At 63.1% G+C, this 24733-nt stretch carries 20 protein-coding genes, 2 tRNA genes and 3 rRNA genes; 10 read left to right on the top strand and 15 right to left on the bottom strand.

What is annotated here, in order from left to right; translation table 11 throughout:
- The first annotated feature begins 71 nt into the window (after positions 1-71).
- Entirely contained in the window at positions 72-1664 is a 1593-nt protein-coding gene (locus HWX31_RS21360; protein ID WP_174963900.1) for an inorganic phosphate transporter, read from the top strand.
- 114 nt (positions 1665-1778) lie between these two features.
- Complete coding sequence (locus HWX31_RS21355) at positions 1779-2570, top strand: 2OG-Fe(II) oxygenase (RefSeq protein WP_244143794.1); 792 nt, start codon at positions 1779-1781, stop codon at positions 2568-2570.
- Between the two features lie 148 nt (positions 2571-2718).
- On the opposite strand, the gene HWX31_RS21350 is transcribed toward HWX31_RS21355, so the two are convergent.
- From HWX31_RS21350 to HWX31_RS21320, 7 genes are all read right to left on the bottom strand, one after another.
- Complete coding sequence (locus tag HWX31_RS21350) at positions 2719-4143, bottom strand: DHA2 family efflux MFS transporter permease subunit (RefSeq protein WP_174963899.1); 1425 nt, start codon at positions 4141-4143, stop codon at positions 2719-2721.
- Between the two features lie 233 nt (positions 4144-4376).
- Entirely contained in the window at positions 4377-4718 is a 342-nt protein-coding gene (locus HWX31_RS21345; RefSeq protein ID WP_174963898.1) for a hypothetical protein, read from the bottom strand.
- Between the two features lie 69 nt (positions 4719-4787).
- A 5S ribosomal RNA gene (gene rrf, locus HWX31_RS21340) occupies positions 4788-4900 on the bottom strand.
- A 152-nt stretch (positions 4901-5052) separates the two neighbouring features.
- Positions 5053-7934 (bottom strand): 23S ribosomal RNA (locus tag HWX31_RS21335).
- Between the two features lie 275 nt (positions 7935-8209).
- Positions 8210-8285, bottom strand: a tRNA-Ala gene (locus tag HWX31_RS21330).
- Between the two features lie 35 nt (positions 8286-8320).
- Positions 8321-8397: transfer RNA gene (locus HWX31_RS21325), tRNA-Ile, on the bottom strand.
- A gap of 63 nt (positions 8398-8460) precedes the next feature.
- Positions 8461-9993, bottom strand: a 16S ribosomal RNA gene (locus tag HWX31_RS21320).
- The 16S, 23S and 5S rRNA genes sit together here with 2 tRNA genes alongside, the layout of an rRNA operon.
- Positions 9994-10554: 561 nt before the next feature.
- Between HWX31_RS21320 and HWX31_RS21315 the strand changes: the two genes are divergently transcribed.
- The 4 genes from HWX31_RS21315 to HWX31_RS21300 all read left to right on the top strand — a co-directional run bounded on the left by HWX31_RS21315 (position 10555) and on the right by HWX31_RS21300 (position 14385).
- Positions 10555-11772 carry a DUF2863 family protein gene (locus tag HWX31_RS21315; RefSeq protein WP_042585897.1) on the top strand — a complete coding sequence of 406 codons (1218 nt, stop codon included), beginning with the start codon at positions 10555-10557 and terminating at the stop codon, positions 11770-11772.
- 204 nt (positions 11773-11976) lie between these two features.
- Positions 11977-12837, top strand: a complete 861-nt coding sequence (locus tag HWX31_RS21310) for a response regulator transcription factor (RefSeq protein WP_174965199.1) — start codon at positions 11977-11979, stop codon at positions 12835-12837.
- Between the two features lie 72 nt (positions 12838-12909).
- Positions 12910-13584, top strand: a complete 675-nt coding sequence (locus HWX31_RS21305; RefSeq protein ID WP_174965198.1) for an energy-coupling factor ABC transporter permease — start codon at positions 12910-12912, stop codon at positions 13582-13584.
- 144 nt (positions 13585-13728) lie between these two features.
- Positions 13729-14385 carry a BspC domain-containing protein gene (locus HWX31_RS21300; RefSeq protein ID WP_174965197.1) on the top strand — a complete coding sequence of 219 codons (657 nt, stop codon included), beginning with the start codon at positions 13729-13731 and terminating at the stop codon, positions 14383-14385.
- Positions 14386-14470: 85 nt separating this feature from the next.
- Here HWX31_RS21300 and HWX31_RS21295 read toward each other — a convergent pair whose 3' ends face one another.
- Complete coding sequence (locus HWX31_RS21295; protein ID WP_174965196.1) at positions 14471-15625, bottom strand: M14 family metallopeptidase; 1155 nt, start codon at positions 15623-15625, stop codon at positions 14471-14473.
- Positions 15626-15680: 55 nt separating this feature from the next.
- Positions 15681-16463 (bottom strand): peroxide stress protein YaaA, encoded by a 783-nt coding sequence (yaaA, locus tag HWX31_RS21290; RefSeq protein WP_060032294.1) that lies wholly within the window; start codon positions 16461-16463, stop codon positions 15681-15683.
- 57 nt (positions 16464-16520) lie between these two features.
- Between yaaA and HWX31_RS21285 the strand changes: the two genes are divergently transcribed.
- Positions 16521-17018: a putative toxin-antitoxin system toxin component, PIN family gene (locus tag HWX31_RS21285; RefSeq protein WP_174965195.1), complete on the top strand. Its 498-nt coding sequence runs from the start codon at positions 16521-16523 to the stop codon at positions 17016-17018.
- A gap of 33 nt (positions 17019-17051) precedes the next feature.
- A complete protein-coding gene (locus HWX31_RS21280; RefSeq protein WP_174965194.1) occupies positions 17052-18224 on the top strand; it encodes a pyridoxal phosphate-dependent aminotransferase in 1173 nt (390 codons plus the stop codon).
- A 58-nt stretch (positions 18225-18282) separates the two neighbouring features.
- Here the strand turns inward: HWX31_RS21280 and HWX31_RS21275 are convergent, their stop codons facing one another.
- The gene (locus HWX31_RS21275; protein WP_174965193.1) at positions 18283-18939 is read right to left on the bottom strand and encodes a glutathione S-transferase family protein; all 657 of its coding nucleotides are present in this window, start codon (positions 18937-18939) and stop codon (positions 18283-18285) included.
- 201 nt (positions 18940-19140) lie between these two features.
- Here HWX31_RS21275 and HWX31_RS21270 point away from each other — a divergent pair, with 201 nt between their 5' ends.
- Together HWX31_RS21270 and HWX31_RS21265 are read left to right on the top strand one after the other, a co-directional pair.
- Positions 19141-19932 carry an oxepin-CoA hydrolase, alternative type gene (locus HWX31_RS21270; protein WP_174965192.1) on the top strand — a complete coding sequence of 264 codons (792 nt, stop codon included), beginning with the start codon at positions 19141-19143 and terminating at the stop codon, positions 19930-19932.
- Positions 19933-20070: 138 nt separating this feature from the next.
- Positions 20071-20763 (top strand): glutathione binding-like protein, encoded by a 693-nt coding sequence (locus HWX31_RS21265; protein ID WP_059537368.1) that lies wholly within the window; start codon positions 20071-20073, stop codon positions 20761-20763.
- A 66-nt stretch (positions 20764-20829) separates the two neighbouring features.
- On the opposite strand, the gene HWX31_RS21260 is transcribed toward HWX31_RS21265, so the two are convergent.
- Genes HWX31_RS21260 through HWX31_RS21240 form a run of 5 tightly spaced genes read right to left on the bottom strand, consistent with a single transcriptional unit; the run spans position 20830 to position 24626 of the window.
- Entirely contained in the window at positions 20830-21306 is a 477-nt protein-coding gene (locus HWX31_RS21260) for a MaoC family dehydratase (RefSeq protein WP_174965191.1), read from the bottom strand.
- Entirely contained in the window at positions 21303-21764 is a 462-nt protein-coding gene (locus HWX31_RS21255; RefSeq protein WP_010091210.1) for a MaoC family dehydratase, read from the bottom strand. Before HWX31_RS21255 ends, HWX31_RS21260 begins: the two co-directional genes overlap by 4 nt.
- Positions 21765-21808: 44 nt before the next feature.
- Positions 21809-22942 (bottom strand): acyl-CoA dehydrogenase family protein, encoded by a 1134-nt coding sequence (locus HWX31_RS21250; protein ID WP_174965190.1) that lies wholly within the window; start codon positions 22940-22942, stop codon positions 21809-21811.
- 10 nt (positions 22943-22952) lie between these two features.
- Positions 22953-24149, bottom strand: coding sequence for an acyl-CoA dehydrogenase family protein (locus HWX31_RS21245; protein ID WP_174965189.1), 1197 nt, complete (start codon positions 24147-24149; stop codon positions 22953-22955).
- Between the two features lie 54 nt (positions 24150-24203).
- The gene (locus HWX31_RS21240) at positions 24204-24626 is read right to left on the bottom strand and encodes a DUF1178 family protein (protein WP_059613088.1); all 423 of its coding nucleotides are present in this window, start codon (positions 24624-24626) and stop codon (positions 24204-24206) included.
- Between the last annotated feature and the right edge of the window lie 107 nt (positions 24627-24733).

The raw sequence follows: 24733 nt of genomic DNA, 5'->3' as shown, positions 1-24733 counted from the left end.
GCCCGCCCTGTCATCAAACTGACTGAAAGCCGACGCTAGGATCGGACGCGTTTCCGTTACGAGACGCCGTCATGAATCAACCCGCTTCGTCCGCCGCGCATGATCAGGCGTCCCTCGCCCGCACCCGGCATGCCGGCTACGCCGTCGTCCTGCTGGTGCTTGCGATCGGCGCCGTCTACGTTGCCACGCACCTGATCTCCGACATTGCGCCGGTCCGCGAAGGCTCGCTGTTTCCGTACCTGATGCTCGGCGCCGCGCTCCTGATCGCACTCGGCTTCGAGTTCGTCAACGGGTTCCATGACACCGCGAACGCGGTCGCGACCGTGATCTACACGCATTCGCTGACGCCGAACATCGCGGTGATCTGGTCCGGCATGTGGAACTTCCTCGGCGTGATGCTCTCGAGCGGCGCCGTCGCGTTCGGCATCCTGCAACTGCTGCCCGTCGAGCTGATCCTGCAGGTGGGCAGCGGCGCCGGCTTCGCGATGGTGTTCGCGCTGCTGATCGCCGCGATCGTCTGGAATCTCGCGACCTGGTATTTCGGGCTGCCGTCGTCGAGCTCGCACACGCTGATCGGCTCGATCATCGGCGTCGGGTTGATGAACCAGCTGATGCACGGACCGTCCGGCACGAGCGGCGTCGACTGGGGCCAGGCGCTCGGCGTCGGCAAGTCCTTGCTGTTTTCGCCGATCGTCGGCTTCCTGTGCGCGGGCCTGCTGCTGCTCGTGCTGAAGGCGGTCGCGCGGGTGCCGGAACTGTACCGGGAGCCGCCGAAGGATCAGCCGCCGCCGTTCTGGATCCGCTGCCTGCTGATCCTGACCTGCACCGGCGTATCGTTCGCGCACGGCTCGAACGACGGCCAGAAGGGGATGGGGCTCATCATGCTGATCCTGATCGGCATCGTGCCCACCGCCTATGCGCTCAACAAGGCCGTGACGCCCTCGGAATCGCAGACCTTCGTCGCGGTGGCGAACCAGGCGGCCATGACGTTCGCGAAATATGCAAACGGCATCGCGCCGTCCGCCAATCCGCGCGCCGACGTCGAGCGGTACGTGCAGCATCGCGAGATGACGTCCGCCGTGCTGCCCGCGGTGCAGCAGCTGTCGGTCTCGCTTGCGCATGCGGTCGGCGCATCGGGCTCGATGGCGGCGGTGCCGCAGGGCGACATCGACAACGTTCGCAATACGATGTACCTCGTGTCCGAAGCAATCCGGCTGATGGAGAAATCCGGACAGCCGGCGTTCGCGCCGGCCGACCGGCTCGCGATCGACAACTACCGCAAGCAGCTCGACCACGCGACCAAGTTCATCCCGACCTGGGTGAAGGTTGCCGTCGCGATCGCGCTGGGGCTCGGCACGATGGTCGGCTGGAAACGCATCGTCGTGACCGTCGGCGAGAAGATCGGCAAGCAGCACCTGACTTACGGCCAGGGCGCGTCGGCGGAGCTCGTCGCGATGCTGACGATCGGCGCCGCCGACGTCTACGGGCTGCCGGTCTCGACGACGCACGTGCTGTCGTCCGGCGTCGCCGGCACGATGGCCGCTAACGGGTCGGGGCTGCAATGGGGCACGGTGCGCGGCCTCGTGCTCGCGTGGGTGCTGACGCTGCCTGCATCGATCGCGCTCGCAGGCGGGTTGTACTGGCTGTTTCGTTCCGTGGGCTGAGCGGAACGGCGGTTCGGCGGCGCGCCGTTTGTCGATTGGAGCGCAAGATGCGGAGCGTATCCGCAAAGCGGCGTCGCTAGACTGGACTTTTCGATCCTCGTCGCGAATACAGTCATGCGCTCTTCTGCTCTGCCGGACACCACTTTCCCGCTCCATCCCGTCTTCCGCGCATCGCCGGATGCAGGGCGCCCCGGCGCCTGCGACATCGTCCAGCACATCGACACGCTGGACTGGCCCGCCATCGAAGCGGAACTGGGCCGCCACGGGTGTGCGCTCATTCCCGGATTGTTGTCGGCGCCCGCATGCGACGCACTGGCATCACTCTATGCGCGCGATGCACTGTACCGCTCGCGCGTCGTGATGGCGCGTCACGGTTTCGGACGCGGCGAATACAAGTACTTCGCCTATCCGTTGCCGGCGACCGTCGACACACTGCGCTCGACGCTCTATCCGCACCTTGCGCCGATCGCGAATCGCTGGAATGCCGCCCTTGGCGTCGATGTCCGCTACCCGGCGGCGCATTCGGAATTTCTCGCCCGCTGCCACGCGGCGGGGCAGACGCGCCCGACGCCGTTGATCCTCCAATACGGTCCGGACGACTACAACTGCCTGCATCAGGATCTGTACGGCGAACATGTGTTCCCGCTCCAGGTTGCGATCCTGCTGTCCGCGCCCGGACGGGACTTTACCGGCGGCGAGTTCGTGTTGACCGAACAGCGGCCGCGCATGCAGTCGCGCGCCGAAGTGGTCCCGCTGACCCAGGGCGACGCCGTGATTTTCGCCGTGCACGGCCGGCCAGTGCAGGGCACGCGCGGCGTCTATCGCGTCAATCTGCGTCACGGCGTGAGCCGTATCCGATCGGGGCATCGCCATACGGTCGGCATCATCTTTCATGACGCGCAGTGATCGAACCCGACCGATCACGCACGCGACAATTACCCTTGCGTACGGCGAATGAACGACATCCACGGACGTCATTCGTCGGAACGTTTCGATCCGCAGCATGCGGATGATCAGTGCGGGCGTCGCCTGCGCATCGGGCAGGCGATCCCGGCTATCCTCTCGCGACGCTTGCCCTCAGCCGGTCTCCCGCGTCGAGTGCGAGCCGCGCATAGCCGGGCAAGGTCAGCAGCGCGAGCACGCCGGCCGCGACGAACGCCCAGCGAAAGTCCTCGAGCACGTAATGCACGCCGGTCGCATCGCCGCGCAACGAGGCCGCCACGCGCAACGCCAGCGCACCGAAGGCGATCCCCATGCCGATCGTCATCTGCTGCGCGGCGCTCCATAATGTGCTCGCGGCACTCGTCTGCCGGGCGGGAATGTCCGCGTAGGCCAGCGTCGCGAGCGTCGTGAACTGCATCGACCGCGTCAGCCCGTAGACGAACACGACGAGCAGCGTGATCGCGAGCGGCGTCGACGCAGTCAGCCAGCCGCATGCGATCGTGAACAGGCCGACGATCGTCACGTCGACGAGCGCGACGCGCCGGAAGCCGAACCGATCGAGGATCCAGGATGTCCCCGCCTTCATGCCGAGATTGCCGACCGCGCTCGCCAGCAGTAACAGGCCCGACTGGAACGGCGACAGGCCGAAGCCGATCTGGAACAGCAGCGGCAGCAGATAGGGCACGGCATTGATCGCGATCCGCGTGACCGAGCCCGTGATCACGGTCACGGAGAACGTCGGCACCTCGAGCGTGGTGAAATCGAGCAACGGATGCGCGCATCGCCGGGCATGGACCCACGCGGCGGCGCCGAACAGCACGCTCGCCCCCACGAGCACTGCGGCGTGCGCGAACTGCGCATCCTGCTGCCCGGCCGCTTCGGTCCCGATCAGCAGGCACGTCAACGCGGCGCCCGCGAGCACGAAACCGATCCAGTCGAGCGGCCGCTGCTCGTCGGCGCGCGTGTTCCTGACGATCAGCCAGGTACATGCGAACGCCGCGATGCCGAACGGCACGTTCAGCAGGAAGATCCAGCGCCACGACGCATACGTCGTGATGAAGCCGCCGATTGGCGGCCCGACGACCGGCGCGACGATGCCCGGCCACGTAATCGTTGCGATCGCGCGCATCAGGCGCGCTTTTTCGGTGCTGCGCACGACGATCATCCGCCCGACGGGCACCATCATTGCGCCGCCGATGCCCTGCAGCAGCCGTGCTGCGGTGAAAGTCCCGACGCCGTTGGACAGGCCGCACAACACCGACGCACCGGTAAAGATGACGATCGCACTGCCGAACACCGTCCGCGAACCGAATCGATCCGCAATCCAGCCGCTGATCGGGATGAATACCGCGAGCGCGAGCATGTAGGCGGTCATCCCGAGGCTCAGCGCATTCGGCCCGACGCCGAACGTGTCCGCCATCTGCGGGAGTGCGGTCGCGATCACGGTCGTATCGAGATACTCCATGAAAAATGTCGCGGCGACGAGATACGGCAGGAAGTCGGTCGTCCGATCACCTGGGTTGGAGGTGGGAGTCATGAACGATGCAGTAGACGGAATGCGGGAGATGCCGGCCTCGAACGGGCGCAGACAAGCGCCGGAGCCGGGACGAGTGTCGATAGTACCTTGAAGCGCCTGCCCTTTGCTCAGCCGGCGCGTGCAGTTAAATGCAGTTTATGCGCATAGATTCTTGATCCGACATCAGCCAATCAGCGCGCGTGATTCGAAGCTGAAGGCGCCTGTTGAGCAAGCTTGTCGCTCGATCGACTACTTTACTCGCCCAGGAGGCCGTCCTGACGAATCGTGTACTGCTCCCCTCGGCACGCATGATCCCAGCGGGCACGGCCCTGCTCGTCGGTTGTCCCGTGGTAGACCACGGCGCCATCGGATGCACGGATCAACGAGAACTTCATGTTGGCGAACGGGCCGACGTCACCATCTGCATCCTGGAACTTCGCTTGGAACGGCGCTCGGATACAGCCCGCTTCCTGCTGGCCGGCACACCCGAGCAAGGAGAGGCAAAACAGAAGCGGCACGAGTTTTTTCATCGGTGTGACTCCGGGAAATCCGTCCATTCCAGGCGGCATCGGTTTGATGCAGAGGGCTTCGACCATCGCATACATTTCCGACGCTGGAAATGCAAAAACCCCCGCCTGATGGGCGGGGGTTCTTGGCTAAGGGGAGCCTGACGATTACCTACTTTCACACGGGAATCCGCACTATCATCGGCGTAGAGTCGTTTCACGGTCCTGTTCGGGATGGGAAGGGGTGGGACCGACTCGCTATGGTCATCAGGCAAAGAGGGTTGTTCTGCTGGCTCGGCCAACAGAACCAATCTGGGAAGAAGCAGTAATCAGGTTGTGTGTATCGCACACGAGAATCAACATGTCGCTTTGGATCGCGGCCAGTGCTTTCGCACGGCGCCGATCTACAAGGCAGACTTGTTATAGGATCAAGCCTTACGGGCAATTAGTATCAGTTAGCTGAACGCATTACTGCGCTTACACACCTGACCTATCAACGTCCTGGTCTCGAACGACCCTTCAAGGGGATCTAGTCCCCAGGGATATCTCATCTTAAGGCGAGTTTCCCGCTTAGATGCTTTCAGCGGTTATCTCTTCCGAACATAGCTACCCGGCGATGCGACTGGCGTCACAACCGGTACACCAGAGGTTCGTCCACTCCGGTCCTCTCGTACTAGGAGCAGCCCCCTTCAAATATCCAACGCCCACGGCAGATAGGGACCAAACTGTCTCACGACGTTTTAAACCCAGCTCACGTACCTCTTTAAATGGCGAACAGCCATACCCTTGGGACCGGCTACAGCCCCAGGATGAGATGAGCCGACATCGAGGTGCCAAACACCGCCGTCGATATGAACTCTTGGGCGGTATCAGCCTGTTATCCCCAGAGTACCTTTTATCCGTTGAGCGATGGCCCTTCCATACAGAACCACCGGATCACTATGACCTGCTTTCGCACCTGCTCGACTTGTCGGTCTCGCAGTTAAGCACGCTTATGCCATTGCACTATCAGCACGATTTCCGACCGTACCTAGCGTACCTTCGTACTCCTCCGTTACGCTTTGGGAGGAGACCGCCCCAGTCAAACTGCCTACCATGCACTGTCCCCGACCCGGATCACGGGCCAAGGTTAGAACCTCAAACAAACCAGGGTGGTATTTCAAGGACGGCTCCACCGAAACTAGCGTTCCGGTTTCATAGCCTCCCACCTATCCTACACAGATCGGTTCAAAGTCCAATGCAAAGCTACAGTAAAGGTTCATGGGGTCTTTCCGTCTAGCCGCGGGTAGATTGCATCATCACAAACACTTCAACTTCGCTGAGTCTCGGGAGGAGACAGTGTGGCCATCGTTACGCCATTCGTGCAGGTCGGAACTTACCCGACAAGGAATTTCGCTACCTTAGGACCGTTATAGTTACGGCCGCCGTTTACCGGGACTTCAATCAAGAGCTTGCACCCCATCATTTAATCTTCCGGCACCGGGCAGGCGTCACACCCTATACGTCCACTTTCGTGTTTGCAGAGTGCTGTGTTTTTATTAAACAGTCGCAGCCACCAGTTTATTGCAACCCCTTCACCCTCCTGGCGCTGGCCAGTCAAGCTACAAGGGCGTACCTTATCCCGAAGTTACGGTACCAATTTGCCGAGTTCCTTCTCCCGAGTTCTCTCAAGCGCCTTAGAATACTCATCTCGCCCACCTGTGTCGGTTTGCGGTACGGTCATCGTTAGACTGAAGCTTAGAGGCTTTTCTTGGAACCACTTCCAATTGCTTCGCTTCCTAAGAAGCTCGCGCCACACCCTTGAATCCTGCGCCCGGATTTGCCTAAGCGCCTTCTCCAATGCAGCGACCGGGACTTCCAACACCCGGACAACCTTCCGCGATCCGTCCCCCCATCGCATCTAACAATGGTGCAGGAATATTGACCTGCTTCCCATCAGCTACGCATTTCTGCCTCGCCTTAGGGGCCGACTCACCCTACGCCGATGAACGTTGCGTAGGAAACCTTGGGCTTACGGCGAGGGGGCCTTTCACCCCCTTTATCGCTACTCATGTCAGCATTCGCACTTCCGATACCTCCAGCACCCTTTACAAGGCACCTTCGCAGGCTTACGGAACGCTCTCCTACCATGCGAGACTAGCTCGCATCCGCAGCTTCGGTATATAGCTTAGCCCCGTTACATCTTCCGCGCAGGACGACTCGATCAGTGAGCTATTACGCTTTCTTTAAAGGGTGGCTGCTTCTAAGCCAACCTCCTGACTGTTTTAGCCTTCCCACTTCGTTTCCCACTTAGCTATATTTGGGGACCTTAGCTGGCGGTCTGGGTTGTTTCCCTCTTGACACCGGACGTTAGCACCCGATGTCTGTCTCCCGTGATTGCACTCTTCGGTATTCGGAGTTTGCTATGGCGGGGTAATCTGCAATAGACCCCCCAACCATGACAGTGCTCTACCCCCGAAGGTGAGACACGAGGCACTACCTAAATAGTTTTCGGAGAGAACCAGCTATTTCCAGGTTTGTTTAGCCTTTCACCCCTATCCACAGCTCATCCCCTAACTTTTCAACGTTAGTGGGTTCGGACCTCCAGTACGTGTTACCGCACCTTCATCCTGGCCATGGATAGATCACCTGGTTTCGGGTCTACGCCCAGCAACTGAACGCCCTATTCGGACTCGCTTTCGCTACGCCTGCCCTATACGGTTAAGCTTGCTACTGAACGTAAGTCGCTGACCCATTATACAAAAGGTACGCCGTCACCCCTTACGAGGCTCCGACTGTTTGTATGCATGCGGTTTCAGGATCTATTTCACTCCCCTCCCGGGGTTCTTTTCGCCTTTCCCTCACGGTACTGGTTCACTATCGGTCGATCACGAGTATTTAGCCTTGGAGGATGGTCCCCCCATCTTCAGACAGGATTTCACGTGTCCCGCCCTACTTGTCGCACACCTAGTTCTTTCATACTGTTTTCGCCTACAGGGCTATCACCTGCTATGGCCGCACTTTCCAGAGCGTTCGGCTAACAATACAAATAAAGAGTGCAAGGCTCATCCCATTTCGCTCGCCACTACTTTGGGAATCTCGGTTGATTTCTTTTCCTGCGGTTACTTAGATGTTTCAGTTCACCGCGTTCGCTTCACATGGCCTATGTATTCAGCCATGGATACTCCATAAGGAGTGGGTTTCCCCATTCGGACATCCCCGGATCAAAGCTTGTTTGCCAGCTCCCCGGGGCTTTTCGCAGGCTACCGCGTCCTTCATCGCCTGTGATCGCCAAGGCATCCACCACATGCACTTGTTCGCTTGACCCTATAACGAGTCTGTCTCGTTACAGGTTGAGTTCTCGCGTTGTGCCGTATTCCAATTGAGTCGAACATAGAGTTCGAATCATCTTGAGATACATCGATACAATCACAACCCGGATAGTTTTCACGTCCATCTCAAGACGCTTCCGCTATCCAAATTACTTACTTCTTCCAGATTGTTAAAGAACGACAGCCGATATGGTGTTACTCATATCACTCTGACTGGCTCAATCGCCAATGACAAACGTTCGATCAAGTCGAACGCTTGTCATTGAAGATTGGTGGAGGCAGACGGGATCGAACCGACGACCCCCTGCTTGCAAAGCAGGTGCTCTCCCAGCTGAGCTATGCCCCCCATACAGAGACTTCCCAGGTTTCCACGTCAGACAATGGTGGGTCTGGTTGGATTCGAACCAACGACCCCCGCCTTATCAAGACGGTGCTCTAACCGACTGAGCTACAGACCCCTGAGTCTGTCCTAATTTACAGCCGATAAGCGTGAGCGCTCAACTTGTGCGAGATAGCTCTGGAAAGGAGGTGATCCAGCCGCACCTTCCGATACGGCTACCTTGTTACGACTTCACCCCAGTCATGAATCCTACCGTGGTGACCGTCCTCCTTGCGGTTAGACTAGCCACTTCTGGTAAAACCCACTCCCATGGTGTGACGGGCGGTGTGTACAAGACCCGGGAACGTATTCACCGCGGCATGCTGATCCGCGATTACTAGCGATTCCAGCTTCATGCACTCGAGTTGCAGAGTGCAATCCGGACTACGATCGGTTTTCTGGGATTAGCTCCCCCTCGCGGGTTGGCGACCCTCTGTTCCGACCATTGTATGACGTGTGAAGCCCTACCCATAAGGGCCATGAGGACTTGACGTCATCCCCACCTTCCTCCGGTTTGTCACCGGCAGTCTCCTTAGAGTGCTCTTGCGTAGCAACTAAGGACAAGGGTTGCGCTCGTTGCGGGACTTAACCCAACATCTCACGACACGAGCTGACGACAGCCATGCAGCACCTGTGCGCCGGTTCTCTTTCGAGCACTCCCGAATCTCTTCAGGATTCCGACCATGTCAAGGGTAGGTAAGGTTTTTCGCGTTGCATCGAATTAATCCACATCATCCACCGCTTGTGCGGGTCCCCGTCAATTCCTTTGAGTTTTAATCTTGCGACCGTACTCCCCAGGCGGTCAACTTCACGCGTTAGCTACGTTACTAAGGAAATGAATCCCCAACAACTAGTTGACATCGTTTAGGGCGTGGACTACCAGGGTATCTAATCCTGTTTGCTCCCCACGCTTTCGTGCATGAGCGTCAGTATTGGCCCAGGGGGCTGCCTTCGCCATCGGTATTCCTCCACATCTCTACGCATTTCACTGCTACACGTGGAATTCTACCCCCCTCTGCCATACTCTAGCCTGCCAGTCACCAATGCAGTTCCCAGGTTGAGCCCGGGGATTTCACATCGGTCTTAGCAAACCGCCTGCGCACGCTTTACGCCCAGTAATTCCGATTAACGCTCGCACCCTACGTATTACCGCGGCTGCTGGCACGTAGTTAGCCGGTGCTTATTCTTCCGGTACCGTCATCCCCCGGCCATATTAGGGCCAAGGATTTCTTTCCGGACAAAAGTGCTTTACAACCCGAAGGCCTTCTTCACACACGCGGCATTGCTGGATCAGGCTTTCGCCCATTGTCCAAAATTCCCCACTGCTGCCTCCCGTAGGAGTCTGGGCCGTGTCTCAGTCCCAGTGTGGCTGGTCGTCCTCTCAGACCAGCTACTGATCGTCGCCTTGGTAGGCCTTTACCCCACCAACTAGCTAATCAGCCATCGGCCAACCCTATAGCGCGAGGCCCGAAGGTCCCCCGCTTTCATCCGTAGATCGTATGCGGTATTAATCCGGCTTTCGCCGGGCTATCCCCCACTACAGGACATGTTCCGATGTATTACTCACCCGTTCGCCACTCGCCACCAGGTGCAAGCACCCGTGCTGCCGTTCGACTTGCATGTGTAAGGCATGCCGCCAGCGTTCAATCTGAGCCAGGATCAAACTCTTCAGTTCAAACCTGTTACTGTTTTCGGTTCCGTAGAACCGGTCGCTCACTCAAAGCTGACAGGTATATGAATTGCTTCATAAACCTGACTTACTTTAGTGTGAGACTCTTGATACTTTTGCTAATCCGATCTGACGATCGGCTCGCTGTCATCAAGCGCCCACACTTATCGGCTGTTAATTTTTAAAGAACGTTTCTGCGAGAAAACCGTCTTTCTCAGCAGCGCTGCGTTGTCAGCAGCAGAGAAGCGAGATTATGAACACTGTTTCGCAGTTCGTCAACAACTTTTTTACAAACTTCGTTGCGACTGCGGGGTTCATCTTCCTCGGCAGCGCCGGCGCGTAACCACCACACCCGCTCTACCTCGCTTCCCCCTTCCGCGCCGCGTTGCCGTCAGCGCGAAAGAGGCGTGATTCTAGGCACGTCTCACGTTCTGCGCAAGGGGTTCGAAGCAGTTTTTTACATAGCCCCTGATTCGGGCACACTCGATGCCGCAGCGCGAGACCGCTTACTGTGCACAGAACGGACTAGAATATGAGGTTCTTCGCCCCTTTCTATACGAATTTAATATGCGCCAGCGAATCGCCAAACGTCTTCCTCCCGATGCCGACAAACTGGTCGGCCTGTCGCTTGCGCTCTTCGCCTCCGGCAGCCGCATCGAAGATCGCTTCTGGGAAGCGAAGCTCGACGCGCTGCTCGCCAAGATCGTTCGCAACGGCAACCAGACCACGCTCGACGCGGCCCTCGACCATCTCCAGCAGAACCATCCGGATGCATACGGCGCGCTTGCCGACATGGCCGAGACCCACAGCGAGTCGATGGTGATCGAACACGACGGCCAGCCGCACGATGCGCTGCTGATCGCGGTGCCCGTGCTGGCGTGGACGCGCTACGTGATCCCGTCGGGTCCGCTGAAGACGGACACCGCCGAGGCCCTGCGCACGCATCTGCAGGCGCACGTCCTCGCCAACGGCACGCTCGTCGGGCTTGCCCCGTTCCTCTACAGCATCGACCAGTTGCCGCGGCATCACGTCGAAACCTACCGCCTCGCCCAGCAACTCGCGCATGCCGCGCTCGGCCAGCACGCCGCCAAGCTCAACTTCGGCGACCTGCCCGAGACTTCTCCGATCCTGGCCGATCCGCGTTTCCTGCTTGCCGTCGTGGCCGCCCCGGCGGGCGCCCCGCTGTTCCGCTGGCAAGAAGAAGAGCACGGCTCCCGGATCGAACGCGGCCAATGCCTCGAGCAATGGACTGCACAAGGCGGCCCGAACCTCGCAATCGCCCTGCCCGGATGCGAATTCGAATGCCTGCTTCCGGACGCGTACTATTCGGCCTGCCGCGATGCCGACGAAAGAATTCGTCCGCACACGGTCCGAACGGCTATTCGTTATCTTTTTGACACACTTGGTGCAGCGCCGCAGGAGCTGCGCGCGGTGGTCGCCGGCTTCGGCGAACGTCGTGTCGACGAATATCGAATCGGCTTCACGCGCCGCGGCAACAACGACGTGATCTACGGCGTCGTCTGGCCGCTCTACGGCCGCGAGAATGGGGATGTGGCGACCGATAACGGCGCGCTCGAAGGCGACATGCCGATCGACGGGCCGCTCGAGGAAATCGTCAGCCTGCTGAAGGAATGCGGCGTGACCGACGTTCGCCGGCACGCGGGCCGCTTCGAACCGGAGTACTGCGACGACTGCGGCGTACCGCTGTACTCCGACCCGCTCGGGGAGATCGTTCACGCCGAAATGCCGGAAGACGCGTCGCCCGCGCAGCCGCACTTCCACTGAACCCGTCGCGCCTCCCGAACGGCCGGCTCGTCGAAAGCCGCCCCCGGTTGTCACCGGAGCGGCTTTTTTCTTGTCCTAAAAAAATTTCTGACTTTTCCTAAGCCATTCGGCCAAGCAGACATCATGTAAGGTGTTTGTCATGATCGAGCTCGAGACATGACACCAGCAGCTCGGTGCGACTTACAACCTTACGGAGGTCAGACTATGCGGTTCCTGGTTCTCAATTCAGACGCGGAGCGACGTGACGGACTGAAGGCCCTATTACGGCAGATCGACCGTCACGCCGCATACAACGACGCGCCTGACGGTTTCCAGGCGCGCCGGCTGTTGCGCAACGAGCGTTTCGACCTGGTCGCAATCGACTGGCAGGACGTCGGTCGGCTCAGCGAGCTTCAGGCGCTCTGCAACGCCTGTTCGCCTTCGCCTGCCGCGGTCCTGATCGACGACGCCACGCCCGAAACCGTCCGCGGCCTCTTCAACTGCGGCGTCGCCGGCGTGATCCCTCGCTCGACACGGCCGCACCTGATCGTCCGCGCATTCGAAATGGTGCTGCTCGGCGGCCACTACATCCCGCCGATCGCTCTCAACCTCCTGCCTTCGCTGCTCGTGACCCGTCACGAAGCGCACGTCCAGGAACTCGCCGGGTCGATTCCCCGCCGTTCGGCCACCCGCGTGCTGTCGCCGCGGCAAGCGCAGATCATGCGTTTCGTCCACATGGGCAACACCAACAAAATGATCGCGCGCACGCTCGGCATCAGCGAAGGCACTGTGAAGATCCACCTCGCGAGCATTTTCCAGCAACTTGGCGCGACCAATCGCGCCGCCGCGGTTGCGATCTACAACGGCTGGCTGTCTCCGCACCTCGAAGTCCTGTTGTCGAGCCGCGACGGCGCGCGCAGGCCGGTGCTGGGCGAGCGCGGCCCGGTGTCGCTGCGCGCCGTGCGCGACAAGCACGACAAACACGACAAACACAAGTACCCGTCGCCGGCAGTGAACGACGGCATGCAGAAGACGCTCCACGCCGCCGAACCGCCCGCCCGGTTCCGCCGCGATCGCCAGGGCTGACCGTATCGCGATCGCGACGATCGACGTGCGAGCAGATTCCCATGTTCGATGTTCAACGAGTAATATGGACGCATGGGTTTTCTCTTCACACCGCTTCCGCTATGGCTTGGCGTCGGTGGCTGGATCGCCGCCGCGGCTCTGCTCGCGCTGGCGATCTGGAAGCGCCCGTTCGTCCGTCTCCAGGATGCGACGCTCCAGCACGTATGGCTCGCGCTCATCACGGCGATCACGGTGCTCTGGGCGTCGAACGCCTGGCTCGAAGACGGACTCGTCATGCACCTGCTCGGCGCGACGCTGCTCGTCACATTATTCGACTGGACACTCGCGCTGATCGCGATGGGGGTCGTGACGGTAGTCGCCGCGATCATCTTCGACGCGCCGTGGCACGGAATCGGCCTGACCTACCTGATCTACGGCGCATGGCCCGTCGCGGTATCGTCGTTGCTGCAGCGCGCGGCGCTCGCGTGGCTGCCGCACAACCTTTCGTCGTTCATTACGGGCCAGGGGTTTCTGTCGCCCGCCATCACGATCGTCGCGGTCGCCGCTGCAGCGGCCGGCGTCCAGCTCGCACTCGCGGACGGCACCGCCATCGTCATTCCGTCCGGCTATCTGTGGAACACGGCCTTGCTCGCGCTCGGCGAAGCATGGTTCACCGGCATGGCGACAGCTCTCATCGCCGTCTATCGCCCTGCCTGGGTCACGACTTTCGACGTCCGGCGCTATCGTCTCGGCGGCCCGCGCGCGTAAGCGCGCGCCGGCGGCAACAATCCTGCGGGTTCTTGCGTCGACGCGACGCTTCCTCGAAGCAGGAGAGCGCCACGTCTACTTTCACGCGACTTTTTTACGCTAAGATTGAACTCCGGTTCTTCATCGAGCATCTATACGTGCTCGATGTCTCATTTGCTCCTCACCAATAACCAGATGGACAGTTCACCCGCCCCGCTCCGAATTCTCAGAGCGTTCGGCAAGCTGGCAGCCTGTGTCGCGGGTCTGTCGCTTGCACTTCCGGCGCCGGTCTTTGCCGACCTCCTCGACCAGCGTTCCGAACTGATCAACAAGTTCGTCAACGAGATGCACGCCGATCCGCTCGTCGCGGACTGCGCGGCCCACGGCAGCTTCATCGCCAGCACGTCGTCGGCCTTCGATCGCGTCGAATTCCCGCCCAGTGCGTTCGACAGCGGCAACGCGACGATCACGCCGTGGAACGACGCGTTCGACCAGGGCAAGCAGCGCGTCAAGGTCGACAACATCGTCACCGTCGACGGGCTCGGCATTCACAACGACGGCAGCGACTCGACGCCGCTGAAATTCCGTTGCGGCTATGTCGGCCAGCAGATGCTCGCGTTCAGCTGGAACGATCCGGTTCCGCCGCTCAAGCCGCGTGCCGAACGGCCTGCGCCGTCGAAGAAGAGCTTCAAGGGCAAGTCGGCGAAGGGCAAGACCAAGGCGAAAGCGTCCGGCCGCACCGCCAAGAAGGCTTCGGCAACGAAGCGATCCACGCCCCAGAAGAAAGCCGTGAAGAAGAAGTCAACGGCGAAGAAGTCCTGACACGACGGGACGACGACGGCAGACGAAAAAAAGCCGGGACATCCAGTGATGTCCCGGCTTTCTTCTTGCCCCGCCGAACATGCGCTTACGCGAACGTCTCGATGTGTCGCAGGATCGCGGCCAGCATCGCCGCGCCGAGCGCCGCGCTGCGTTCGCCGTTCCAGCCGACGCGCTCGTCGGGCAGGTTCGCGTTGTCCTTGAACGGCATCTCGAGCGTCAGCGACAGGCATCCGAACTGGTGCCCGATGTACTTCGACGCGAGCTTGAGCGCATCCTCCTTGTACTTGCTCGCCGCGTAGCCGTGCTCGTCCTGGAAGTCCGGGCTCGCCACCTTGAACGCGTCGATGAACGCCGTCTGCTCGATCCCCTGCTGCTCGGTGAAGCTCGGCAGCATTTCCGAGCCCGCGACGAACACGTACGGCAGATCCTCGTCGCCGTGGATGTCGAAGAACAGATCGCAGCCGGTCGCGTGAATCGCTTCGCGCACGACCAGCACCTCGGGGCTGCGCGCGGCATCCGGCTCCATCCATTCGCGATTCAGGTTCGCGCCGGCGGCGTTGGTCCGCAGGTTGCCGTGCGCGCTGCCGTCGGGATTCATGTTCGGCACGATGTAGAACGTCGCACGGTCGTAAAGCCTGCGCGCGACCGGATCGCCCGCCCAGTCGCCCCAACCGGCAAGACGCTTGACGAGCCCCTCGACGAACCACTCGGCCATCGTCTCGCCCGGGTGCTGGCGCGCAATGATCCACACCTTCTTCTTCGGCGCGCCCTCCGTGTCCGGCGCGCCGAGCGTCAGCAGCGACATCGGCCGCCCTTCGACGCTCCGGCCGAGCTCGGTCACGCTCGCCTGCGGCAATTGCTGGACCGCGCCGAGAAACGCCGCATGACGCTCTTCCGAGTACGGCTCGAAATACGCGTAATAGATGCTGTCGAACTCGGGCGTATGGTCGATCGTCATCGTCTTGCCGTCGAACGTCGTCGGCACGCGGAACCAGTCGACCCGGTCGTAGCTCGCGACCGCGCTGTAGTTGCGCCAGCCCGACGGATACGCGCATTCGGCGGCGTTCTCGAACGTCATCACGCACCGCTCGCCGCGCACGCCCGTCACGCGGTAGTAGAACCACTGCGCGAATTCCGCCTGATTGTCGCCGCGCACGCGCAGACGGATCGCGTCCGGCCGCTCGCACGACACGACGTCGATCGCGCCGGCGTCGAAATTACTGGTGATCGAAAGGGTCATCGTCTCTCCTGTCCCATGCAAAGCTGCGCCGGCGGTCTCGTGAACCGCCCGCAGGTCACTCGCCGACTCGCCGGCGATATACGTAAGTCGAATCGTTCGATGCGGCTTCGTCGAACGCATAGCCTTCCACCGCGAAATCCCTCAGCGCCTGCGGTTCGGCGATCCGGTTCTCGACGACATAACGGGCCATCAGGCCCCGCGCGCGCTTCGCGTGGAAGCTGATGATCTTGTAGCGGCCGCCCTTCCAGTCTTCGAACACCGGCGTGACGACCGGCGCGGCCAGCAGCTTCGGCTTGACCGACTTGAAATACTCGGTCGACGCGCAGTTGATCAGCACCCGCGACGCACCGCTGCGCGTTTCCAGCTGCGCGTTCAACGCGCGGGTGATCCGGTCGCCCCAGAACGCATAGAGATCCTTGCCGCGCCCGTTCGCGAAGCGCGTGCCCATCTCGAGCCGGTACGGCTGCAGCAGGTCGAGCGGGCGCAGCAGCCCGTACAGTCCCGACAGCACGCGCACGTGCTGCTGCGCGTAATCGAGGTCCGCCGCCGACAGCGACTTCGCGTCGAAGCCTTCGTACACGTCGCCGTTGAACGCGAGCACCGCCTGCTTCGCGTTCGCGGGCGAGAACGTCGGCGACCAGTCCGCGTAGCGCTGGAAGTTCAGGCGCGCGAGCGGATCGGAGATGTCCATCAGCGTCGCGATGTCCTGCGGCGACAGCTTGCGCAGCCCGTCGATCAGCTCCGACGCGTCGTCGACGAACGCAGGCTCGGTATAGGTCGCGACATGGGCAGGGGTGTCGTAGTCGAGGGATTTCGCGGGGGAGAGAACGATTATCATAGAGGCTCGCTGGCACGCCGTGCCGTGCGGTCAGACGAAAACCACCGATTGTAACGAATGCCCAGCTCCCCCGCCCCGCGCGCCGCTTGTCGCGTCGTGCTCGATTCGAACGTCTGGATCGACATCCTCGTCTTCGACGATCCCGCCACACGCCCGATCCGGGCCGCACTGGAGCGCGGCGTGCTCGTCGCGCTGATCGACGGCCGCTGCCTGAACGAACTCGAGCACGTGCTCGACTATCCGCAGTTCCAGGCGCGCGCGGTCGACAAGGCGGCCGCGCTCGCGACCGTCGCCCGCCTCGCACAAAGGGTCGAACCGCCGCCGGTCGCCGCCGACGCGCCGCCGCTGCCGAAATGCAAGGATCGCGACGATCAGAAGTTTCTCGAACTGGCGCGCGCCGCGCAAGCCGAGTGGCTCGTGTCGAAGGACCGGGCGCTGCTCAAGCTCGCGAAGCGCACCGCGCGCGACTTCGGCTTCCGGATCGCCCAGCCCGCGCCGTTCACCGACGCGTGCACGCTCGACGTCGCGATTGCCGACGCGGCCACGGCGGCCTGAGCCGCCGGCGCCCTTCACTTCCGACAGCCACCGATGAACGCTCCTTCCGACATGCCAACGACTCCCGTTTTCCCCTCGCGTCTGCCGAACGTCGGCACGACGATCTTCACGGTCATGAGCGCGCTTGCCGCCGAAAAAGGCGCCGTCAACCTCGGCCAGGGCTTCCCGGACTTCGATTGCGACCCGCGGATCGTCGACGCAGTCGCCGCCGCGATGCGCGACGGCCACAACCAGTATCCGCCGATGGCCGGCGTCGCGCCGCTGCGCGAAGCGATCGCCGACAAGATCGCGCAGGTGTACGGCCGCCGCTACGATCCGGCGACCGAGATCACGGTGACGGCCGGCGCGACGCAGGCGCTGCTCACCGCGATCCTGTGCGCGGTGCACCCGGGCGACGAGGTGATCGTCGTCGAGCCGACCTACGACAGCTACCTGCCGTCGATCGAACTCGCGGGCGGCAAGCCGGTATTCGTCACGCTGGAAGCGCCGGACTACGCGATCCCGTTCGACCGCCTCGCGGCCGCAATCACGCCGAAGACGCGGATGATCCTGATCAACACGCCGCACAACCCGACCGGCACCGTGTGGCGCGAAGCGGACATGCGCAAGCTCGAGGAGATCGTGCGCGGCACGAACCTGCTGATCCTGTCGGACGAGGTGTACGAGCACATGGTGTACGACGGCGCGCGCCACGAAAGCGTCGCGCGCTATCCGGAACTGGCCGCGCGCAGCTTCATCGTGTCCAGCTTCGGCAAGACCTATCACGTGACGGGCTGGAAGATCGGCTACGTGGCCGCGCCCGCCGCGCTCAGCGCGGAGTTCCGCAAGGTCCATCAGTTCAACGTGTTCACGGTGAATACGCCGATGCAGTTCGGGCTCGCCGACTACCTGCGCGACCCGGCGCCGTACCTGACGCTCGCCGGCTTCTACCAGAACAAGCGCGACTTCTTCCGCGCCGGGCTCGAACGCACGCGCTTCAAGCTGCTGCCGTGCTCGGGCACGTACTTCCAGTGCGTCGACTATTCGGCAATCAGCGACCTGCCCGAAGCGGAATTCTCGAAGTGGCTCACGACGGAAATCGGCGTCGCGGCAATCCCGGTGTCGGCGTTCTATCACACGCCGCATGAATCGGGCGTCGTGCGCTTCTGCTTCGCGAAGCAGGAGCGCACGCTCGCCACCGCGCTCGAACGGCTCGCGAAGCTGTAAGCCGGCCCGCGCCGCCCGAACCTGCGCGGCGCAGGACAGCGTCAAGCGAACGCGACGCTCAAGGAAGCTTGCCGTTCGCCGCCGCGAGATACGCCTTGCGATCTTCGGCGACGCGTTGCGCGGCCGGGCGCTCGCCGACCTTCTGCGCATGTGCCTTCCAGTCGATGCCCGCGTCGAGCAGGAAATCGCGGCCGTAGACCGCCTTCGTCGCCATGCCGATGACCGGCAGGTGGATCGACGCGGCGATGTCCGCGAGACCGAACGAATCGCCGAGCACGTAGGGCGAGAAGCGCGTCATCGTCTTGAACGCGTCGATCGCGCGCGGCAGGCGCTTCTCGACGTGCGCCTTCATCCCGTCGCTGACCTTCCCGCCGAAAAACGCTTCCGTATAGACCTCGCGCGCGGTCCATTCGAGATACAGCTCGAGCGTCTCGACGAGCTCGCGCACCTTCGCCGCCTCAAACGGGTCGGACGGGAAAATCGGCTTGTCCGGATAGCGCGCCGCCAGGTATTCGATGATCACCTGCGATTCGAACAGCGCGCCCTGTTCGGTCTTCAGGAACGGAATCTTGCCGAGCGGCGTATCGGCGAGCACGGCCGGATCGCTGATCGGCAGGCCGCACGGCGCTTCCTCGAACGGAATGCCGTACTCGAGCAAAACGAACTTCACCTTGTTGTAGTAGTTGGACAACGGAATACCGCACAGCTGTAGCATCGGAGTCTCCTTCCCCGCGGGGATGTGGCCGGGCCGATGCCCGGCGTATCAAGATTCGTCGTGCTGAAAAGCACGTTCGTGCTAGTCTAAGGCAGTTCCAATTCTGTCACGACTTCGCCGCCTCCGCAGCCGCGAAATCATCGTCTGCCCGTGCAGCGCATGCGGCGCCACAGCCGCGCCACTCGATGGAGACACACTCGCATGAGTGCTGAACTGCTGGCGTCACGCCCGCCCGAAAGCGAATCGACGCTCGTCCTTACGCTATCCAATCCCGGCGCGCGCAACGCGCTGCATCCCGACATGTACGCGGCGGGCATCGAGGCGCTCGCCACCGCCGAGCGCGATCCCGCGATTCGCGCGGTCGTGCTCACCGGCGCCGACCGCTTCTTCTGCGCGGGCGGCAACCTGAACCGGCTGCTCGACAACCGCTCGAAGGATCCATCCCAACAGGCCGACAGCATCGACCTGCTCGGTGCGTGGGTCGCCGCGATCCGCGCGTCGACGAAGCCCGTCATCGCGGCGGTCGAAGGGGCCGCGGCCGGCGCCGGCTTCTCGCTCGCGCTCGCCTGCGACCTGATCGTCGCCGCGCACGATGCGAAGTTCGTGATGTCGTACGCGCGCGTCGGCCTGACGCCGGACGGCGGCGGCTCGTGGTTTCTCGCCCGCGCGCTGCCGCGCGCGCTCGCGGCCGAGATCCTGTTCGAAGGCAAGCCCGTCGCGGCCGAGCGCCTGCATGCGCTCGGCGTCGTCAACCGTCTCGCTACGCCTGGCGCCGCACTCGCCGACGCGCTGGCCTGGGCCGACGCGCTCTCGAACATCTCGCCGAACGCGCTGACGCGCATCAAGGCGCTGCTCGACGATGCGGCCGCTCAGCCGCTCGACGCGCATCTCGTCACCGAACGCGACCATTTCGTTGCGTCGCTGTATCACGCGGATGCGCTCGAAGGCATCACCGCGTTTCTCGACAAACGCCCGGCCCGCTACAAGCGCTGATCGCGCAACTCGCGCTCGCACGCTGCGTCGAACGGCGCGCGGCGGCCGCCGGCGGCCTGCGTCGATCCGTGCTCTAATGACCGCCTGTCGCGGCGCCCCGGCGGCGCCGCTATCGCGGACGCATTGAAGGAGTTGACGATGATCGACGTCTACAGCTGGGCGACCCCGAACGGCCACAAGGTGCACATCCTGCTCGAGGAAACCGGCCTCGAATATCGTGTGCACCCGATCGATATCGGCGCGGGCGACCAGTTCCAGCCGGATTTCCTGAAGATCAGCCCGAACAACAAGATTCCGGCGATCGTCGATGCGGACGGCCCCGGCGGCAAGCCGATCGCGCTGTTCGAATCGGGCGCGATCCTGATCTATCTCGCGGAAAAGACCGGCCGGTTCCTGCCGACGGACCCGGCCGCGCGCTACGCGACGCTGCAATGGCTGATGTTCCAGATGGGCGGCATCGGCCCGATGCTCGGGCAGGCGCATCACTTCCGCCTCTACGCGCCGGAGAAGATCGACTACGCGGTCAACCGCTATACGAACGAAGCGCACCGCCTCTACAACGTGATGGACAAGCGGCTCGGCGAAACCGCGTATCTCGCCGGCGACGACTACACGATCGCCGACATCGCGACGTTCCCGTGGACGCGCTCGTGGCAGAACCAGGGGATCGAACTCGACGAATTCCCGAACGTGAAGCGCTGGCATGAGGCGATCGCCGCGCGGCCGGCGGTGCAGCGCGGCGTCGAGGTGCTGGCGTCGCTGCGCAAGGCGCTGCAGGACGACAAGGCGCGCGAGGTGCTGTTCGGCGCAACGCAGTACGCGAAGCACTGAACGTTCCGGGCATCGCGCATGTGGCCGCACATCGCGCGACGCCCGATGCGCGAGCCCCCCGGCGCTTCAGAAATAGTGCCGCGTGACGAACTCGGCCGCACACACGAGCCGCGGCGTCTCGGGACGTTCGACCTGCATCGAAACGGTCCACGTTGCCTGGATGCCGCCCTTCTCCACCTCTGCAGTTTCCTTCACGGCAAACAGCGCGCGGATGCGCGCGTCGACCGGCACCGGCCTCACGAAGCGCACACGGTTCAGTCCGTAGTTCACGCCCATCTTCTGCTCGAAACGCATCGCGTCGGTCATCAACACGGGGATCAGCGACAGCGTCAGGAAACCGTGCGCAACCGGACCGCCGAACGGCGATTCGCGTCGCGCACGCTCGGGATCGACGTGAATCCACTGATGATCGCCCGTCGCGTCGGCGAACCCGTCGACGCGGTGCTGGTCGACGACGATCCATCCGCTTGCGAGCGGCGCTTCGCCGACGCGCGCCGTCAGCGCCTGCGCCGACGCGATCAGCGGCAAGGCCGCCGCCGTCACGCGCTCGCTCCGGCCGGATCGCGCAGCCCGAAGATCACCTTCGAACGCACGGTGATCACCGTCTCGCCGCCGCCGTTGACGCCGATCCACTCGGTCGTCACGATGCCGCGATCGGGCTTGCTCGCCGACACGCGCTTGTCGTGGATCTTCTGGTACATCGTGATCGTGTCGCCGACGCGCACCGGCTTCAGCCAGCGAATCTCGTCGATGCCGGGCGAACCCATGCTGGTCGAACCCGGCAGCACGTTGCGCACCAGCATGCCCATGAACACCGAGCAGGTATGCCAGCCGCTCGCGACGAGCCCGCCGAACGGCGAGGCTTCCGCCGCCGCCTCGTCCATGTGGAACGGCTGCGGGTCGTAGCGCCCGGCGAACGTCTTGATGTCGTCCGCCTCGAACGTGTAGCGCCCGACTTCGGTCGTGGCGCCGACCACCAGATCTTCGTAACTGATACCCACTCTAGTCTCTCCTTGGTTTGCGCGCGCACGCGCCGTGTTTGCCGCTATGCTGCATCGGCCTGCATGAAATCAGGCAGCGCCGCGATGCGGGCGAGATGGTGATCCGTGTCGCCGAGCGTCGTCTCGATGATCGACAGGCGCTTGAACAGATGCGCGGCCGCCACCTCGTTGGTCACGCCCATCCCGCCGTGCAACTGTACCGCCTGCTGGCCGACGAAGCGCGCGGCCTGCCCGACGCGCGCCTTCGCGGCCGACACGGCCTTGCGCCGCGCATCGGAATCGTCGCTCGCGTAGCGCACCGCGGCAAGATAGGTCAGCGAACGCGCCTGCTCCGCGTGGATCAGCATGTCGACCATCCGGTGCTGCAGCGCCTGGAAACGCGCGATCGGCACGCCGAACTGCTCGCGCGTCTTCGTGTATTCGACGGTTGCGCGGTTCAGTTCGTCGAGCGCGCCGACCGCCTCGGCGCACAGCAGCACGGTCGCGTAATCGGCGATCCGCTCGAGCGCCGCCGCATCGCGCTCGCCTCCCGTCAGCCGGCGAGCGGGCGTATCGTGCAGCCGGATCGTCGCCGCGCGCTGGCCGTCGATCGTCCGATAGTCGACGACGTCCGCGCCCGCTGCGCCGCGCTCGACGGCAAACAGGCCCACCGCGCCATCGTCGAGCCGCGCGGGCACGATCCACACGTCCGCCTGCGCGCCGTGCTGCACGATCGACTTGATGCCGGTCAGGCGCTGCGCGCCGTCCGGTCCGCTCGCGCGCGTGTCGAGCGCGAACAGGTCGTAGCGCGCGTGCGGCTCGTGGAACGCAACCGCGAGACGCTTCCGCCCTTGCGCGACGCCTTCCAGCAACGCGGCGTCCTCGCCCGCGCCGGAACCGGCAACGCGCAACGCCTCGACGCCGACCGCCGTCGCCCAGTACGGCTCGACGACGAGCGCGCGGCCGAGCGCCTGCAGCGCGACCAGCATGTCGATCGCGCTCCCGCCGAAACCGCCCTGCGTGTCCGGCACCGGCAGCGCGGTCAGCCCCAGTTCCGTGAATGCCTGCCATTGCGCGTCCGACACGCCGGCTTCGCTGCGCACGATCGCCTGGCGCGTTTCGAAGCCGTATTGCTCGTCGAGATATCGACGCAGCGCGTCGGCGAATTGCTGCTGCTCGTCGGTAAAGGTGAAGTCCATGTGCCGCTCCTCACAGTCCGAGAATCATCTGCGCGATGATGTTCTTCTGAATTTCGTTCGAGCCGCCGTAGATCGACGTCTTGCGGAAGTTGAAGTAGTACGCGGCGAGCGGCGCGGCATCGTCGTCGCCCGCCACGCTGCGCGCGCGCTCGCCTTCGAGGAACGGCGCGTCGAACGGCGCCGCCTGCGGGCCGATCGCGTCGAACATCAGCTCGGTGAGCGCCTGCTGCACCTCGGTGCCCTTGATCTTCAGCATCGACGCTTCCGGACCCGGCCCCTTGCCGCTCGTCTCGCGGCTGACGACGCGCAGCACCGTCACCTCGAGCGCCATCAGCTCGACTTCGAGCGACGCGACCTTCGCGGCGAACACCGGATCGGCGAGCAGCGGCTTGCCGTTCTTCCGCTGGTTCAGCGCGATCCGTTTCAGGAACGCGAGCTCCCGTTTCGAGTTGCCGACGCGCGCGATGCCCGTCCGTTCGTGGCCGAGCAGGTATTTCGCGTAGGTCCAGCCGCGGTTCTCGTCGCCGACGAGGTTCTCGACCGGCACCTTGACGTCCTCGAAGAACACCTCGTTGACTTCGTGATCCTCGTCGAGCGTGATGATCGGCCGCACGGTAATGCCGGGCGTCTTCATGTCGATCAGCAGGAACGAGATGCCTTCCTGCTTCTTTGCGGCCGGATCGGTGCGCACGAGGCAGAACATCATGTCGGCGTGCTGGCCGAGCGTCGTCCAGGTCTTCTGTCCGTTGACGACGTAATGGTCGCCCTGGCGCTCCGCGCGCGTGCGCAGCGACGCGAGATCCGAGCCGGAGCCCGGCTCCGAATAGCCCTGGCACCACCAGTCCGAGCCGTCCAGGATGCGGGGCAGATAGCGGCGTTTCTGCGCATCGCTGCCGTATTTCATCAGCACCGGGGCCACCATCGACACGCCGAACGGCAGCACGGTCGGCGCGCCGATCCGCGCGCATTCGTCGTCCCAGATGTGCCGCTGGGTCGCGTTCCAGCCCGGCCCGCCGTATTCGGTCGGCCAGGCCGGCGCCGACCAGCCGCGCTGGCCGAGAATCCGGTGCCAGCTCGCGTAGTCTTCGCGATTGAGTCGTTTGTGATCGAGAACCTTGGCGCGCAGCGCGTGAGGCAGGTTCGCCTCGAGCCAGGCGCGAATGTCGGCGCGGAACGCGTCGTCGGCGGGGGAATAATCCAGATCCATGCGAAAAGTCTCCTCGCCGCGGCCGATCGGCCCCGCGAGGACACGCCGCGCACGTTATTGCAGCGTTTCCTTCAACGCGCCGGGAATCGGCAGCGGCATCACGTCGATGCCTTCTTCGACCAAGGCTTGCGCGTCCTCGGGCGTCGTGACGCCCCGAATGCTGCGCACCGGCGCTTCGTTGTAATGGATGCGCCGCGCTTCCTCGGCGAAGCGCTCGCCCACGTTCTCGGTCTTCTCCAGCACCTCGCGCAATGCGCGCATCACCTGCGCCTGCAACGCGCGCGGATCGGCCGGCTTCGCCTGCGTCGCGCCGGACAGGTTCAGGCGCGGCGCGGACGGCATGCGGCTGACCTCGGTCGCCCCGCATACCGGACATTCGACCAGCTTGCGAGACAACTGCGCTTCGAATTCATCGGCGGAAGCGAACCAGCCTTCGAACCGATGACCATGCGGGCACTGTAAATCGAGGACCTTCATGCTGAATCAGGGCGTTTGACGAGTGTAGCGCAAAAAGAATTTTTGTGAACGGTCGTGCTAAACCGACGCCCGCTGCTGCGGGCGCCCGATGTCATTGAATTGTAGCG

The organism is Burkholderia ubonensis (genome assembly GCF_902833085.1).
In the GTDB taxonomy this organism is placed as follows: Bacteria; Pseudomonadota; Gammaproteobacteria; order Burkholderiales; family Burkholderiaceae; genus Burkholderia; species Burkholderia ubonensis.
The sequence above is the reverse complement of the archived record's forward strand: the minus strand, read 5'-3'. Positions and strand labels throughout refer to the sequence as shown.